The organism is Bradyrhizobium sp. ORS 86, from assembly GCF_045571475.1.
Lineage (GTDB): Bacteria > Pseudomonadota > Alphaproteobacteria > Rhizobiales > Xanthobacteraceae > Bradyrhizobium.
This window is the reverse complement of the sequence record NZ_CP120699.1, coordinates 2798375-2813500: the sequence shown is the minus strand read 5'-3', so window position 1 is coordinate 2813500 and position 15126 is coordinate 2798375. Positions and strand designations below refer to the sequence as shown.

At 64.1% G+C, this 15126-nt stretch carries 13 protein-coding genes; 5 read left to right on the top strand and 8 right to left on the bottom strand.

The features are described from left to right. Positions 1 to 37: 37 nt before the first annotated feature. The 4 genes from P6U25_RS12645 to rfaD all read right to left on the bottom strand — a co-directional run bounded on the left by P6U25_RS12645 (position 38) and on the right by rfaD (position 5796). Positions 38 to 1951 carry an SDR family NAD(P)-dependent oxidoreductase gene (locus tag P6U25_RS12645; protein ID WP_407151499.1) on the bottom strand — a complete coding sequence of 638 codons (1914 nt, stop codon included), beginning with the start codon at positions 1949 to 1951 and terminating at the stop codon, positions 38 to 40. Between the two features lie 84 nt (positions 1952 to 2035). Further along, positions 2036 to 3328: an O-antigen ligase family protein gene (locus P6U25_RS12640; protein WP_407151498.1), complete on the bottom strand. Its 1293-nt coding sequence runs from the start codon at positions 3326 to 3328 to the stop codon at positions 2036 to 2038. Further along, positions 3325 to 4797, bottom strand: coding sequence for a D-glycero-beta-D-manno-heptose-7-phosphate kinase (gene rfaE1, locus P6U25_RS12635; protein WP_407151497.1), 1473 nt, complete (start codon positions 4795 to 4797; stop codon positions 3325 to 3327). Before rfaE1 ends, P6U25_RS12640 begins: the two co-directional genes overlap by 4 nt. An 18-nt stretch (positions 4798 to 4815) precedes the next feature. Next, positions 4816 to 5796: an ADP-glyceromanno-heptose 6-epimerase gene (gene rfaD / locus P6U25_RS12630; RefSeq protein WP_407151496.1), complete on the bottom strand. Its 981-nt coding sequence runs from the start codon at positions 5794 to 5796 to the stop codon at positions 4816 to 4818. A gap of 137 nt (positions 5797 to 5933) precedes the next feature. Here rfaD and waaF point away from each other — a divergent pair, with 137 nt between their 5' ends. Further along, positions 5934 to 6998, top strand: coding sequence for a lipopolysaccharide heptosyltransferase II (waaF, locus tag P6U25_RS12625; RefSeq protein ID WP_407151495.1), 1065 nt, complete (start codon positions 5934 to 5936; stop codon positions 6996 to 6998). Here waaF and P6U25_RS12620 read toward each other — a convergent pair. After that, positions 6980 to 8071: a glycosyltransferase family 4 protein gene (locus P6U25_RS12620; RefSeq protein WP_407151494.1), complete on the bottom strand. Its 1092-nt coding sequence runs from the start codon at positions 8069 to 8071 to the stop codon at positions 6980 to 6982. The genes waaF and P6U25_RS12620 overlap by 19 nt on opposite strands. A gap of 85 nt (positions 8072 to 8156) precedes the next feature. On the opposite strand from P6U25_RS12620, the gene galE reads away from it, so the two are divergent. From galE to P6U25_RS12605, 3 genes are all read left to right on the top strand, one after another. After that, positions 8157 to 9170: a UDP-glucose 4-epimerase GalE gene (gene galE / locus P6U25_RS12615; RefSeq protein WP_407151493.1), complete on the top strand. Its 1014-nt coding sequence runs from the start codon at positions 8157 to 8159 to the stop codon at positions 9168 to 9170. 99 nt (positions 9171 to 9269) lie between these two features. Then, complete coding sequence (locus tag P6U25_RS12610; protein ID WP_407151492.1) at positions 9270 to 11081, top strand: ABC transporter ATP-binding protein; 1812 nt, start codon at positions 9270 to 9272, stop codon at positions 11079 to 11081. A 35-nt stretch (positions 11082 to 11116) separates the two neighbouring features. Continuing rightward, the gene (locus P6U25_RS12605) at positions 11117 to 11818 is read left to right on the top strand and encodes a fumarylacetoacetate hydrolase family protein (RefSeq protein ID WP_407151491.1); all 702 of its coding nucleotides are present in this window, start codon (positions 11117 to 11119) and stop codon (positions 11816 to 11818) included. Positions 11819 to 11881: 63 nt separating this feature from the next. Here P6U25_RS12605 and P6U25_RS12600 read toward each other — a convergent pair whose 3' ends face one another. The 3 genes from P6U25_RS12600 to P6U25_RS12590 all read right to left on the bottom strand — a co-directional run bounded on the left by P6U25_RS12600 (position 11882) and on the right by P6U25_RS12590 (position 14008). After that, positions 11882 to 12097 carry a hypothetical protein gene (locus tag P6U25_RS12600; protein ID WP_407151490.1) on the bottom strand — a complete coding sequence of 72 codons (216 nt, stop codon included), beginning with the start codon at positions 12095 to 12097 and terminating at the stop codon, positions 11882 to 11884. 156 nt (positions 12098 to 12253) lie between these two features. Further along, positions 12254 to 12631: an SPW repeat protein gene (locus P6U25_RS12595; protein ID WP_407151489.1), complete on the bottom strand. Its 378-nt coding sequence runs from the start codon at positions 12629 to 12631 to the stop codon at positions 12254 to 12256. A 36-nt stretch (positions 12632 to 12667) separates the two neighbouring features. Continuing rightward, complete coding sequence (locus P6U25_RS12590; protein WP_407151488.1) at positions 12668 to 14008, bottom strand: MFS transporter; 1341 nt, start codon at positions 14006 to 14008, stop codon at positions 12668 to 12670. Between the two features lie 244 nt (positions 14009 to 14252). On the opposite strand from P6U25_RS12590, the gene P6U25_RS12585 reads away from it, so the two are divergent. Continuing rightward, the gene (locus tag P6U25_RS12585) at positions 14253 to 15119 is read left to right on the top strand and encodes an FkbM family methyltransferase (protein ID WP_407151487.1); all 867 of its coding nucleotides are present in this window, start codon (positions 14253 to 14255) and stop codon (positions 15117 to 15119) included. Positions 15120 to 15126 lie beyond the last annotated feature (7 nt).

The window sequence follows — 15126 nt, the reverse complement described above, 5'->3', positions numbered from 1 at the left end:
GGCTTTCGAGATGGTCCTGCCGCGCGCGACGGCGCGATCAGGCGGCATTCGATCCGAATTCAGGCACGGCGTCCTTCAGCACGGCGCGGATGGTCGCTCGGTCGTCCCTCTCGATGGCATCCTCCAGCGCCGCCAGCCACTTGCGCAGCGTCGACATCGGCGGCTGGTTTGGTTTCGCTGCCATGATGCCAGCGACGCCGATCTCGATGGTCGGCTCCTCACTTGCGAACAGGATCTCGTTCAGCCGCTCGCCGGGTCGAATGCCGCTGAACACGACTTCGATATCGACGCCTGGCTGCAGGCCGGACAGGCGGATCATCCGCTCGGCAAGATCGACGATCTTGACCGGCTGTCCCATGTTCAGCACGTAGACCGAGACGTCAGGACGCGCCGGCGTCATCGCATGCGTGGCGGCCGTGATCACCAGGTCGCAAGCCTCCCGAATCGTCATGAAGTAACGGACCATGTCCGGATGCGTGACGGTGATCGGGCCGCCTGCTTCGATCTGAGCCTTGAACTTCGGCACCACCGAGCCGTTGGAGGCCAGCACGTTGCCGAAGCGCACCGAGATCAGGCGCATATGCGGCTTGCCGTCGGCTCCGGCCATCAAATCGTGGTCGAGCGCCTGGCAATACATTTCGGCAAACCGCTTGGTCAGCCCCAGCATCGACACCGGCTCGATCGCCTTGTCGGTCGAGATCATCACCATCGCCGAAGCGCCGGCGGCCAGCGCCGCGTCGGCAACGTTCACTGAGCCGAAGATGTTGGTCTTGACGCCTTCGCTCCAGTCGCGCTCGAGGATCGGCACATGCTTGAGCGCAGCCGCGTGGAACACGATGTCGGGCTTGAAGTTGCTCATCAGCCGTGTGATGCGCTCGCGATCCCTGATGTCGGCGATTCTGCCCTCGACCACTGCGGCCGTGCCTCGGGCCGACAGCGCTTCGGTGACCCCGTAAAGCGCCGGCTCGGAATTCTCGATCACCAGCAGGCGTGCCGCGCCGAAGGTTGCGACACGATCGCAGATTTCCGCCCCGATCGAGCCGCCGCCGCCGGTCACGATGACCGATTTGCCCTTCACCAGGGTCTCGAGCCGCCCATAGTCGATCTTGTGGCTCGGACGCAGCAACAGATCCTCAACCGCGACATTGGTCAGCCGCGGTGTGTCGCCGCCCTCGAGCGAGGGCATACGGCTAACGATCAAGCCGAGTCGCTTGGCGCGCATCAGCACGCTTTCCGGATGGGCCTCCGGCTCGAACGCAGACGGCGTCATGACCACCCGCTTGATCGGCCGCTGGCGAACGCCGAAGTCGCGAATCACGGGCTCGATGTCGTCGACCCCGCCGACGACGGGAATGTTGCGAATCTTCTGGCCCCGATCGGCGGCCGAGGGCGACAGCACGCCGATCGGCCACAGTCCCTTGATGGCGCCGTTCTCGATGCCGCGCAGCACGACTTCCGCGTCAGCGGTGCGTCCGACCAGCAGTGCCGGTGCAGCGTTGTCGGAGCGGGCATGAAGACGCGTGCGAGAATAGCGGAAATAGCGGTAGCCGAGGCGCAGCGCGCTCAGCCCGAACACCTCGAGGAAGAAGAAGAGGATGATCGTGACGCGTCCCAGAAAGACGACGCCATGCGAGCTTGTTTCAGTGAAGATGAAGACGTAGTCCAGCACCACGAGCGCCAGCGTCAGCACCGCCGCGACGCGCAGGATGTTCACGGCATCCGGCAATGACGTGAACCGCCATTTCGCGGTGGTCAGGTTGCAGAGATAGCTGACCACGATGCTGAAGAGCACGAACCACGGCAGGACGCGCATCAAAAGCGGCAGCCGGTCCGTAAGAAGGCTGCCCTCGAAACGCAAATAGAAGGTCGCCACCAGCGCAAACGCCGTCACAAGCGCGTCATGGATCAGAATCAGGAAGTTGCGCAGAGTGAATTGTGAAAGGCGCGTCATGTATGCGGGTGGCTTAGCGGCAACTGTGGGTTTTGCGACAAGGTATCGAGGCTGATAGCGTATCTGCGACGGTCATGCCAGCGATCATGGACGGATTGGGCGCTCAAGTTCCACGCTCGCCGCCGATCGTGCTTTCAGCGCCATGCCGCCGGCGACCCCGACACCCAATACGTACATCCAGCCCTCGTGAAAATCGAAGATGTGCGAATTGAACAATGAAGTGAAAATATTCTGCACCACGACGAGGAGCCCGATCCAGTTGGCGAGCCCGCCGCCGCGGAACAGCAAAAGGTGCAGGATCCACATGGCATAAAGGATGGCGACCCCCACAATGCCCCACTGCACGGCGACGTTCAACGTCTGATTGTGTGGATTGCCGATCACTTCGCTTGAAGCCTGCCGTTGGACGTGCGTCGCGACGCGCTCGAACAGACCTCGCGTCGCCCCGGTGCCGTGTCCGATGATCGGCGCCTCGGCGAAGAAGCCGAGCGACTTTCGCCAGAACTCAAGCCGCAGGCCGATCGAGGTCGGCTCGTTGCGCTCCATGTAGAGCTGGTAGTCGCGGCTGAACGTCTCGGCGGTCCATCGCAACTGGGGCGACGAATACCAAGCCACTACGGTGAGCGCGGCAGCCCCGCACAGGATCAGGGCGATGCTGCGCCAGCGCAGATGGAGCAGCGCAAACACCGCGAACATGATCGGGACCGTGACCAGCGCCGTCCGCGACACCACCACGAACGCCATGTTGGCGAAGAAGCTCACGGCGATCACGATCAGCAGCACGGCCAGCGCGATGCGCTTGGCCTGCAAGAGCATCACGATCGGATAGGCCAGCGCGACCGCACAGAGCGTGAATTCCTGGCTCTGGTTGATGTAGTCCTTGACGAAGATGCCGCGTTCGGCGCCTCCCGACGGCTTCAGCGAGAGGCCAGGATGCACCAGCACCAGCCAGGACATCACCATCAGCAGCGTGCAGGACACCAGGAAAGCCGTGAATACCCACGTTCCACGTCGCGAGCGCTGAAAATGATAGAACAGGAACGGAAGCACCAGGAGCTTCGCTGTCGGCTCCACCGCATACAACCTCGCGCCCCAGACGGCGTCCGACCAGAGCGTTCCGACGAGCGCGAGGCCAAACAGCGCGGCCGGTACCGCGCAGATCGGCTGCTTCACCAACGCCCAGAACGCCCTCAGGTCGATTGTCGGAGCGACCGCGATCAGCAGCAACACGCCGAAGATGCCGACCAGCGAGGTGGACCAGGGCAGCGACAGCGCGATCAGGACGGCGATCACGTCGGTCGTCGTCGCCCACCGCGCCGGATCGCGCCAGGCGGGCAGCGCCGCGGCCGAGGTCGGGGAAGCCGTGCTCGCGTTCACGCCTTGCCCCCGCGGGCCCGATCGACCAGCGACGTCGTACTGTGCCCGGCCAGGATATCGACCAGCAACACCTCGCCGCCGGACGCCTCGACGATCTCACGGCCGACGACCTGCTCGCGGGTGTAGTCGCCACCCTTGACCAGCACGCTCGGCCGCACCTTCGTGATCAGGTTGATCGGCGTGTCCTCCTCGAAAATCGCAACAAGGTCGACGGCCTCCAGCGCCGCCAGCACCTCGGCGCGCGCCTGCGCATCCTGCACCGGGCGCCCCTCTCCCTTCAGCCGCTTCACCGAGGCATCGCTGTTCAAACCGACGACGAGACGGTCGCAGGCGCCGCGCGCCGCGGTCAGCACCTTGACGTGGCCGGGATGAAGAATATCGAAGCAGCCGTTGGTGAACCCGATGCGTAGATCCTGCTTGCGCCATTCGGCAAGATAAGCATCGATATCGCCGCCGGCCGCGACGATCTTTTCTTCCGCGGCAAGCGACGCATGCGGCAGAATCCGTCGCCGCAATTCATCGGGTCTGACGATCGCGGTGCCGGTCTTGCCGACGGTCACCGCGGCTGCAGCGGTCGCCATCCTGAGCGCGGCCTCCCAGTCTGCCGTCGCAGCCAGCGCTAGCGCCAGCGTCGCCGCCACCGTGTCGCCCGCACCTGACACGTCGCGCACCTTCACCGGCAGCGACGGCACGTGGATGATCCCCTTGTCACGCAGCGCGAGCGTCATGCCGTGCTCGCCCTGCGTCACCAGCATGGCTTCGCAGTCGGCAAGCCGCATCGCATCCTCGGCGGCGGCCGCGATCGTGCTGTCCGAATCGGCGCGGCTCCGGGTCGCCTCGGCGAATTCCTTGCGGTTTGGCTTGAGCAGCGTGGCGCCGCGATAGATCGCGAAATTGAGGCTCTTCGGATCGACGATCACGGACTTGCCCAGTTCGCGCGCCGCATCGATCGTGTTGCGGATCACCCGCGCGGTCAGGACGCCCTTGGCGTAATCCGACAGCAGTACGATATCGGCGCGCGCGAGCTGCGGCAGGATGGCATCGATCAGCTTCTGCTCGACCTCGGCGGAAGCAGGCACCGACTGCTCCCAGTCGGCGCGCAGCATGTGCGTCGAGAAATGCTCGGACACAAAGCGCACCTTCCGCGTGGTCGGCCGGCCGGGATCATGCACCAATATACTCTCGATCCGGCTTTCCCGGCCCAGCACGGCCTGCAGCCGGGCGCCCGCGTCGTCCTCGCCGATCAGACCGATGAAGATGCAGCGCCCGCCGAGCGAGGCAACGATGCGCGCGGCATTGCCGGCGCCACCGATATGGATCTCGCTGCGCCGCGCTGCGATCACCGGCGCCGGCGCTTCCGGAGAAATTCGCGACACCTCGCCGTACACGAACTCGTCGAGCATGAGGTCGCCGACGCAGAGCACGGTCTGGCCGGACATTGCATGCAACAGGGCTTCAAAATCGAACATCTGTGACCGTGCCCCGCTTCAGCGATATCGATCGGCGCGGTCGAGGAAGCCCTTCACATAGGCGTCGACCGCATCTTCGAGCGCCGTGAAGCCGCCGTTGTAGCCGGCGTGCCGCAGGCGATCGACCTCGCTCTGCGTGAAATACTGATAACTGCCGCGAATCTGCTCGGGCATGTCGATGTACTGGATGTTCGGCGTCGCGCCGAGCGCACTGTACGCCGAGACAATGAGATCCTTGAAGCTGCGCGCCTTGCCGGTGCCGACATTGAACAGCCCGCTGACCGACGGAGTTGCGAGCAGCCACATCATCACCCGCACGACATCGTCGACATAGATGAAGTCGCGGCGCTGGTCGCCGTCGGCGATCCCCTCGCGATGCGACTTGAAGAGCTGCACGACGCGGCCCGCCTTGATGTCGTCGAAGCGGCGCGCCAGCACGCTCATCATCGGACCCTTGTGATATTCGTTCGGGCCGAACACGTTGAAGAATTTCAGCCCGGCCCAGTGCGGCGGCAGAGGCTCTCCCTTCGCCGCGCGCTCGGCGACCACGAGGTCGAACAGTTGCTTGCTCCAGCCGTAGAGGTTCATCGGCCGCAACCGCTTCAGCGCCGCCACCGATGGATCGTCATCGAAACCCTGATTGCCGTCGCCATAGGTGGCCGCCGATGAAGCATAGATGAACGGCGTGTGGCTGGCCGTGCACCAGTCGAGCAGCCGCTGCGACAGGCGAAAATTGGTTTCGATGACGAGGTCACCATCGGTCGCGGTGGTCTCCGAGATGGCGCCAAGATGAATGACGGCGTCGAGGCACCGCCCCTCCAGCCAGTGGCCGAGCTCTGCGGGCGGCACAAGATCGGCGAGCTGACGCTTGGCCAGGTTCCGCCACTTGCCGTCGCTGCCGAGGATGTCACAGACCGCGACGTCGCTGCGCCCGGCGTCATTCAACGCGGCGACGACGTTCGATCCGATAAAACCGGCACCCCCGGTTACCAGAAACATTGCGAAATCCCACCCAAGTCCACTGCAGCCGCCAGCTTTGCCCCACTCCGGCGCCGCAAGCAACGACGGCTTTACCTCCAGACGCGAACCGGTTACCGACGGGGCCGCAACCGGTCCGGCCTGGCACCCTTTTAGATATGAATTCCGATTCAATATTAGGCATTGAGACAGAGGATGCCGCGGACACCCGTCCGATCCTCGTCATTCCCTATATGTGGATTGGGGATTTTGTGCGGGGCCACACGGTCATCCGGGTGCTCCGGAAGCGCTGGCCCAATCGACCGGTCGACCTGCTGGTCACCCGCCTGTGTGCGCCCCTGGTGGACTACATGCCGGGCGTGCGTGCCGGGATCATCTCCGATCTGCCCCGCAGCCGGCTGGCGGTGGGGCGGCAGCGGGCGCTCGCGGCTGAGCTCCGGACCCGGAACTACGCCACCGCACTGGTGCTGCCGGGCACCTGGAAGTCCGCGATTGCGCCGACGCTGGCCGGCATCCCGGAGCGGATCGGCTTCTTCGGCGAGGCCCGCTTCGGCCTGATCAATGCGATGCGCTGGGGCGAGAAGAAGCTGCCGCGCTTCATCGACCAGAATGCTTCGCTCGCCCTGCCCAACGGCGCGCCGCTGCCGCCGGAATGGCCGGTGCCGCAGCTCCAGGTTCCCGCCGACGAGGTCGCACGATGGCGGCGAGCCAATGGCCTGGGAACCGGTCCAGCCATCGCGCTCGGACCAGGCTCGGTCGGCGCCTCCAAGCGCTGGACCTACTATCCGGAGGCGGCGCGTCTGTTCGCCGAGCGTGGATTTGACGTCTGGGTGATCGGCGGCCCTGCCGAAAAGTCGCTCGCAAAGGAGATCGTCGCCGCCGGCGGCGCCCGGGTCCGCGATCTCACGGGCACCGACCTCCGCAATGGCGTGCTGGCGATGGCCGCGGCCAGCGTCGCAATATCAAACGATTCCGGGCTGATGCATATCGCAGCCGCGATCGGCACGCCGACCATGGGCATTTTTGGCCCGACCAGCCCCTATCTCTGGGCTCCCATCAACGGCCTCGCCGCCACCATGCAGCAGACCAAAGCGAAGCTGTCGTGCCAACCGTGCCAGAGCACCATCTGCCGGATGAACGACCATCGCTGCATGCGCGACCTCCCCGCCATCGACGTCGTCGAGACTGCTCAGCGCGTGCTGGCTCAGATCAGCGTCCGATAGACCGCGGCGATCGCATTCGCTTCCGCGTCCAGGCTGAACTTATCCACAACCCGCACCTGCGCCCGCGCGCCCATCGCCGTCGCCTCCGCCGGATCGCGCATCAAGGGCTCCAGCGCGGCCACCAGCGCTTCGACGTCGCCCGGCGGCGTCAGCATGCCGGTGACGCCGTTCTCGACCACGAACTCCGCGGCTCCCGCCCGCGCTGCCACCAGTGCCGCGCCGACCGACATCGCCTCGATCAAGGTCAGGCCAAAGCCCTCGTTGCGCGAGGTGAAGGCATAGATCGTCAGCCGCTGATACCAGCGCACGACATCCTCGATCGGAAGCTCGCCGGTGATAATGATGCGCGACTGCAGGCCCGCCGCCTCGATGCGCCGCTTCAAGTCGTTTGCGAACGCCTGCTGCTCCGGCACGACGGCGCCGACCACCACGGCGCTGAATTCGGGATAGCGCGGCAGCAACCTGCACATCGCGTCGACAAAGACGTCGGTGCCCTTTTGCGCGCGTACCCGCCCGAAGCATCCGATGGCATAGCGCCCGGGCAATCCGCTCTCGGCAAAGGCCGCCGTACGATCGGCCGGCGGCGCGTAGCGATCGGTGTCGACACCGTGCATCACCACCGTCGCTTCGCGCTTGAGATAGGATGCCGACAGCGGGCTGGTCGCGATGATCGCGTCCATCTTGCGGATCAGCCAGCGCGTCAGCCAAGTGTGATGACGCTGCGCCGCCGAGGTGAAGATGAGCTTCAGCGGCCAGCCGAGCCCGCGCAGCAGGAGTCCTGCGATCATCTCGTCGTTGCGCCGCGCGTGCCAAATGAGAGGCCTGCGGCGGCGCCACAGCCGCAGCAGGTCGGTGAATCCCATCGCCGCAATGCCGTCGGGCCGGTGCGTGCCGAACCATGCCGCGCGAAACATCCGCGCGAGCTTTGGCGCCACCATGCGGTTGGTTGCGGTGACGCCCGAATAGCGTCGGTGCAGGTTCGGCACGATCAGTTCGAGCTCGCCGGCAGATATGTTCTCGATCGGCACGCAAGTCTCCGTTTCGCGCCAGTTCCTATACGCAACATTAAGCATAGTGGCCAGTTCAGGCGCGACGAAACCCCCTCTTCACCGCGGCGCCGCTAGCATTCCCGGCAAATAGAACGGGAGAGCTGCACCCATGACCGTGCTTGTGACCGGCGGCGCCGGCTACATCGGAAGTCACATGGTCCACGCGCTGGTCGATGCTGGCGAAAGCGTCGTCGTGATCGACAATCTCTCCACAGGTTTCTCCGCGTTCCTGCCCGAGAGCGTGCCGCTGTTCATCGGCGACGCCGGCGACGAAAATCTCGTCGAGGGCGTGATCGCCCAGCACAAGGTTGAGAGCATCATCCATTTCGCCGGCTCCGTCGTGGTACCGGACTCGTTGCGCGATCCGCTCGGCTATTACCGCAATAACACCATGACGACGCGCAGCCTGCTCAATGCCGCGGTGAAGGGTGGCGTCAACCGCTTCATCTTCTCCTCGACGGCCGCCGTCTACGGCAACCCGGACCACGTGCCGGTACCCGAGATCGCGCCGACGCGGCCGCTGTCGCCCTACGGCTCGTCGAAGCTGATGACCGAGATCATGCTGCACGACGTCGCCACCGCCCATGGCATGGGCTACGTCGTGCTGCGCTATTTCAACGTCGCCGGCGCCGACCCGCAAGGACGCGCCGGCCTTGCCACCGTCGGCGCCACCCATCTGCTCAAGGTCGCTGTCGAGGCGGCGACCGGCCAGCGCGCCAAGATCGACGTGTTCGGCACCGACTATCCGACGCATGACGGCAGTTGCATCCGGGATTTCATCCATGTCAGCGACCTCGTCGAGGCGCACCGGTCGGCGCTGTCCTACCTGCGCGCCGGCGGCCAATCGGTGACGCTGAACTGCGGCTATGGCCGCGGCTATTCCGTGCTCGAGACCATCGAGGCGGTGCGTCGTGTCTCGATGCGCAATTTCGCCGTCGCCTATGCGGCCCGCCGGCCTGGCGACATCATGACCATGGTGGCCGACACTGGCCGCATCCGTGTACTGCTCGACTGGACGCCGCGCTACGACAATATCGAGATCATCGCGACCCATGCGCTGAACTGGGAGGAGAAGCTGTTCCGGGAGCGTGGCGGCCTTCCGCTGCAGGCAGAATCGGCCTGAAAATCAAGCCGTTATTGGGCTTGAAAAAGCGCTGACAAGCGGGCAAGGAGGTTTCCGCAACCCTGACGGCCGGCAAGGCCTGCCGTCAATGGAACGCGGATGGCCCAGTTTCCAAAGAAAATTACCGACGATCCCTATGGCGCGGCGATCCTGATTCGTCGCCTGGTCATGGAACAAGGGGTTACCTATTGGCGGCGCTATTTGATGGCGTTCGCGCTGATGGCCATTGCGGCCGGCTCGACCGCGGGCGCCACCTACGTGCTCGGCCAGGTGATCAACCAGGCCTACGTGGATAAGAACATCCCCGGCATCGCCATGTTCGCCGGCATCACCGTCGTGCTGCTCTTCATCAAGGGCGTGGCGACCTACGGCCACATGGTGATCCTGTCGAAGATCAGCAACGCCATCCTCGCCAGCAATCAACGACGGTTGTTCGCCAAGCTGATGAGCGAGAGCATCGGCTTCTTCTCGCAGCGGCATTCGTCGGAATTCCTGGCGCGGCTGACGGCCGGCGCCAAGTCGATCACCGACGTGCTCAACATGCTGGTCAACGCAATCGGGCGCGACTTCCTGATGCTGGTCGCGATGATCGCTGTGATGGTGTGGCAGGATCCGCTGATGTCGTTCATCGGGCTGGTCGCGGTGCCGCCGGCGATGCTGGTGCTGCGCAAGCTGGTGAAGCGGATCAAGGGCCTCGCCTACAACCAGTTCACCGGCACTGCCGACATCCTGGAGACGATGCAGGAATCGCTGCAGGGCATCCGCACGGTGAAGGCGTTCACGCTCGAAGACACCATGCAGCAGCGCATCGACGAGAACATCGCGATCGTCGAGCGCAACGCCAACAAGATGGCCCGCGTCGCCAATCGCTCCAATCCGCTGATGGAGATGCTCGGTGGCTTCGCGGTCGCCGGCTGCCTGCTCTATGGTGGCTACAGCGTGGTGGCACTCGGCGCCACCCCGGGCCAGTTCTTCTCGTTCCTGACCGCCTTCCTGATGGCGACCGAACCGGCCAAGCGCCTGGCGCGGCTCAATATCGACCTCAACAGCCAGTTGGTCGGCGCGCGGATGCTGCTCGAGGTGGTCGATAGCCCGGCGAGCGAGCAGGCCGACGACGACAAGCCGCCGCTCAAGCTCTCCGACGCAAGGATCGAATTGCGCGACGTCAGCTTCGCCTATCGCGATGGTGAGCCGGTGCTGAACCGCATGAGCTTCGTCGCCGAGCCCGGCAAGGTGACCGCGCTGGTCGGCCCCTCCGGCGGCGGCAAGTCGACGGTGCTCGCCTTGCTGCTCCGCTTCTACGAGGCACGCGAAGGCGAGATCCTGATCGACGGGCAGTCGATCTCGTCGGTGTCGCGCAAGTCGCTGCGGCAGCAGACCGCCTATGTCGGCCAGGATGTTTACCTGTTCCGCGACACCATTCGCGCCAACATCGCCTTCGGCAAGGAGGGCGCGACCGAGGCCGAGATCATCGAGGCCGCAAAGGCGGCCTGCGCGCACGACTTCATCACGAGCTTCCCGCTCGGTTACGACACGCCGGTCGGCGAGCACGGCACCCAACTCTCCGGCGGCCAGCGCCAGCGCATCGCGGTTGCCCGCGCGCTGATCAAGAACGCGCCCATCATCCTGCTCGACGAAGCCACCGCAGCGCTCGATTCCGAATCCGAGAAGCAGGTGCAGGAGGCGATCGAGCATCTCTGCCAGAACCGCACCACGATCGTGATCGCGCACCGCCTGCACACCATCATGCATGCCGACGCGATCCTAGTGGTCGAGGGCGGCGAGATCGTGGAGTGCGGACGGCACGAGGAGCTGCTGCGCCGCGGCGGACGCTACGCCTCGTTCTTCCGCTTGCAGCACTATAGCGACCCTTCCCCGCTGGCCATGGCGCCGATCAGCGCCACCGGCTAGATCAAGTTCACCACAAGAGCAGCGAGAACCGCCTCATGAACGCCGCCTCCTATGTCATTCCGCTTCCCCCGCAGCCCTCGCTTCCCGTCGTCGGAGAATCCGGCGCCTACCCGGTGCGCCGCATCTGGTGCGTCGGGCGCAACTATCTCGAGCATATCCGCGAGATGGGCAATGACGAGCGCGCGCCGCCGTTCTTCTTCGCCAAGCATGCCGACATGCTGGTCGCGGACGGCGCCACCATCCCTTATCCGCCGCTGACCAAGGACCTGCATCACGAGGTCGAGCTTGTCGTCGCGATGAAGAGCGGCGGGTTGAACATCCCCGCCGACAAGGCGCTTGAGCATGTCTACGGCTATGCCGTCGGCATCGACCTGACCCGCCGCGACCTGCAGATCGCTTCGCGCAAGAAGGAACGTCCGTGGGAAGTCGGCAAGTCGTTCGACTATTCCGCGCCCTGCTCCGCGATCGAGCCGGCCTCGAAGATCGGCCATCCCTCGAAGGGCAAGATCTGGCTCACCGTCAACGGCAAGGAAGCGCAGAAGGGGGATCTGACCGAGCTGATCTGGAGCGTGCCGGAAATCATCTGGCAGCTCTCCCAGCAAGTGAAGCTCGCTGCCGGCGACATCATCATGACCGGCACCCCGGCCGGCGTCTCCCAGCTCCAGCCCGGCGACAAGCTCGAATGCGGCGTCGACGGCGTCGGCACGCTGAAGGTTGCAATCGGCAAGCCGGAATAGACCAACCTCACGATATCGCGCCAAGCCCCGGACATCACGTCCGGGGCTTTTTGCTGGGCGTGCTCAGCGCATCGTGCCGGGCATGCAGGGTGGCTCGGTGAAGGGAGCGGTCGCGAACGATCCAACGTTCGGCGCGCGCACGCAATCGACGGTCTTGCTGCTGGCCGTTGTCGACGCATGAGCGCGCCGTGACGCGGCATTGCCGCCGGCAGCGGAAGCCTGAGCCGAATATGCGGCTGCCGCAACCAGAGCAACCGCCGCGAAAGTCAGTTTGGTCATAGGATTCTCCACGGGGTGGTGGAAGCCGAGGCAAGCCCGGCTCCTGTGACCAAGAACGATTTGTTGTCGAAGTTATTTCATCACGTCCGATCACCGGCGCGCGAGCGCCCGATCGAGGCGTACGTCGGGCTTGCAGGATTGGGCGGACGGTCGGCTCTAATGCCTGTCGGTGACCTGCGCCGCCGGCGGCCCGAGATGCGTCTTCTCATATTCCAGCCACAGTTCGAGCAGCGCCATGAACGCCACGACAGCACCGGCGGCGATGCTGAAGTGCATCGCGCGGCTATGCGTGAAGCCGAGCAGCCATGGCGAGACGATCAGCCACAAGCCCACGACCAGGTTGGCCCACTCCTCCCAGACCGAAAACGCGATGATCGCCGCCAGCGACAGCACGGCGATTACAGCGCCACTGGTCCTGAGGTCGATCGCCGCCGTCTGGTTGGCGTGCACGAACAGCCATGGCGCGGCGAGCAGGAAGATGGCCGCCACCAGATTGTAGAGATCAAGCGCCGATTCGCTTCGCCATTTGATCATGTCGATATCTCCCTTGCTGCTTCAACCCTTGCCGCGTCAGGCACGCCGCTCATGGGCGCTGGCCACGTTGATGTCCTTGCCCGTGTAATCGGTCATCAGCGCGGTCGCGATCAAGGTGATGACCGCGCAAAGCGCGATATAGATTGCGATCGCGGTCGCCGACTTGAAGGTGCCGAACAGCCAGGCCGCGATCAGCGGCGCGGGGCCGCCGGCAATCACGGATGCGAGTTGGTAGCCGAGCGAGGCGCCGCTATAGCGCAGGCGTCCGGTGAAGCTCTCGGCGATCAGGGCGGCCTGCGGGCCGTACTGCATGTCGTGCGGGATCAGCGACAGCACGATCGCGAGGAAGACGATCGGCTCCGATCCGGTGTTGAGCATCGCGAAGTAGATGAAGCCGAAGACACCGGTCACGGCCGCGCCGATCATGTACATGTTCTTGCGGCCGATCTGGTCGGACACGTACCCGAACACCGGGATCGAGACGAACGACACCACCGAAGCCGCGAGGACTGCGGTGAGCAGCAGGTCGCGCGTGAGGTGCAGCGTACCGATTCCGTAGGAGAACACGAAGGCTGTGAAGATGTAGAACGGCGCCTGCTCGGACATGCGCGCAAACGCGGACAGCAGGATCTCCCGCGGATAGTCCTTGATCACCGTCAGCATCGGCGTCCGGTCGAGCTGGCGCTCGGCAAGCAGCTTCGAGAACACCGGCGTTTCCAGAATGCCGAGCCGGATGTAGAGGCCGACAACGACCAGGACGAGGCTGAGCGCGAACGGAATGCGCCAGCCCCAAGCCAGGAACTGGTCGCCCGACATCTGGCTGAACGCCAGCACGGCAAGATTGGCGAGGAACAGACCACAGGGCACGCCGAACTGCGGCCATGAAGCGATCAGCCCGCGGGTGCGGTCGTTGCGCGCCCATTCCATCGACATCAACACCGAGCCGCCCCATTCGCCGCCGACGCCGATGCCCTGGATGAAGCGCAGCGCGGTCAGGATCACAGCGCCCCAAATGCCGATGCTCGAATAGGTCGGCACCACGGCGACCGCCGCGGTTGCCAGTCCCATCAGCAGCAGCGTTGCGATCAGCGTCGATTTGCGGCCGATACGGTCGCCAAAGTGCCCAAAGATGGCCGCCCCGATCGGGCGCGCGACGAAGCCGACCGCATAGATCGCAAAGGCCTCCAGCGTACCGACCCAGGGATCGGAGTGCGGGAAGAACAGCTTTGCGAACACGAGGCCCGTGACCGTGCTGTAGAGAAAGAAGTCATACCATTCGATCGCGGTCCCGATCGTGGACGCGAAAACGGCACGACGAAGCTGGAGCTGATGCTCGGATGAACTAAGCCGGGTGGGGTCGAGGCCGAGTGTTGCCATGGGATTGTCTCCCTCGGACTGGCCCCCGCGTGGATTGTGCCTGATTGTTGTGTCGTTAGGTCACAAACAACATTGCAGCCCAAGGGTTCCAGCCGGGCTGGAACTGGAGACTAGAACTTTAGTCGCCGGAAAAGGACAGATCAGGCAGCGTCCCAATTCGACGGTTGTGCAAACCGCGCAACAGCCCCTCAATTGTCACTTTCCCAACTACCCTCTTGGCCGTGGGGCGCGCAAAGGACCAGCTATGGACGAGACTCTCATTTACGACGTGGGCGCCCACAAGGGCGAGGATACTGAATTCTACTTGAGAAAGGGATTTCGCGTCGTCGCCATAGAAGCGATGCCGGAATTCTGCGATTCCATCAGCAAGCGCTTTTCGGAATACGTCGCGTCGGGCGCGCTCTCGGTGGTCAATGTTGCCGTTTCGAACTCGCCCGGAAACGTCAATTTTTACGTCGACGATCGTGTTTCGGAATGGGGAACAACCAATCCGGATTGGTCCGAGAGAAACAAGGGTTTCGGCGCAGGCGTGGGCCGGACGTTCAAGATACAGGCCGCTAAACTCGCTGATATTCTGAAGCAGCACGGCGTCCCGAGGTACTGCAAGATCGATATCGAAGGCAACGACCTCGACGCCCTGGCGTCTCTCGAGGGCCTTTCCGAACTACCCAGATTCGTGTCCATCGAGTCCGACAAGACAAGCTGGAAGAAGCTCATCGAAGAATTTGAGACCTTCGAAAGGCTGGGATACCGGAAATATCGGATTATCGACCAGTCCCTTGTCTCCATGCAGAAATGTCCAACGATTCCGAAGGAAGGACGGTTTATCGATTGGCAGTTCAAGAGTGGAAGCAGCGGCCTTTTTGGAAGTGAGCTACCTGGAACGTGGGTCAGCGCACTTGAAGCCATCGAGCTCTACAAGGGCATCTTTCGTGGATATGCCATCAATGGAGACCTCGGCCTGTTCGGCGGCGGGGCGAAAAGCATGTTCAATATGGTCGGCAAGGTTCAGGAGAAGATGTTTCGCCTCAAGGGCTCCAAGCAATACCTGAATCCGGCGACGCAATTCCCGCCGCCTGGCTGGTACGACACCCATGCGATGAGGGAGTGATCGCCGG

Bases quoted from the DNA above. Each gene is read 5' to 3' on its own strand.
- P6U25_RS12645 (WP_407151499.1), bottom strand. From the start codon at position 1,951: ATGACGCGCCTTTCACAATTCACTCTGCGCAACTTCCTGATTCTGATC.
- rfaE1 (WP_407151497.1), bottom strand. From the start codon at position 4,797: ATGTTCGATTTTGAAGCCCTGTTGCATGCAATGTCCGGCCAGACCGTG.
- rfaD (WP_407151496.1), bottom strand. From the start codon at position 5,796: ATGTTTCTGGTAACCGGGGGTGCCGGTTTTATCGGATCGAACGTCGTC.
- waaF (WP_407151495.1), top strand. From the start codon at position 5,934: ATGAATTCCGATTCAATATTAGGCATTGAGACAGAGGATGCCGCGGAC.
- P6U25_RS12620 (WP_407151494.1), bottom strand. From the start codon at position 8,071: ATGCTTAATGTTGCGTATAGGAACTGGCGCGAAACGGAGACTTGCGTG.
- galE (WP_407151493.1), top strand. From the start codon at position 8,157: ATGACCGTGCTTGTGACCGGCGGCGCCGGCTACATCGGAAGTCACATG.
- P6U25_RS12610 (WP_407151492.1), top strand. From the start codon at position 9,270: ATGGCCCAGTTTCCAAAGAAAATTACCGACGATCCCTATGGCGCGGCG.
- P6U25_RS12605 (WP_407151491.1), top strand. From the start codon at position 11,117: ATGAACGCCGCCTCCTATGTCATTCCGCTTCCCCCGCAGCCCTCGCTT.
- P6U25_RS12600 (WP_407151490.1), bottom strand. From the start codon at position 12,097: ATGACCAAACTGACTTTCGCGGCGGTTGCTCTGGTTGCGGCAGCCGCA.
- P6U25_RS12595 (WP_407151489.1), bottom strand. From the start codon at position 12,631: ATGATCAAATGGCGAAGCGAATCGGCGCTTGATCTCTACAATCTGGTG.
- P6U25_RS12590 (WP_407151488.1), bottom strand. From the start codon at position 14,008: ATGGCAACACTCGGCCTCGACCCCACCCGGCTTAGTTCATCCGAGCAT.
- P6U25_RS12585 (WP_407151487.1), top strand. From the start codon at position 14,253: ATGGACGAGACTCTCATTTACGACGTGGGCGCCCACAAGGGCGAGGAT.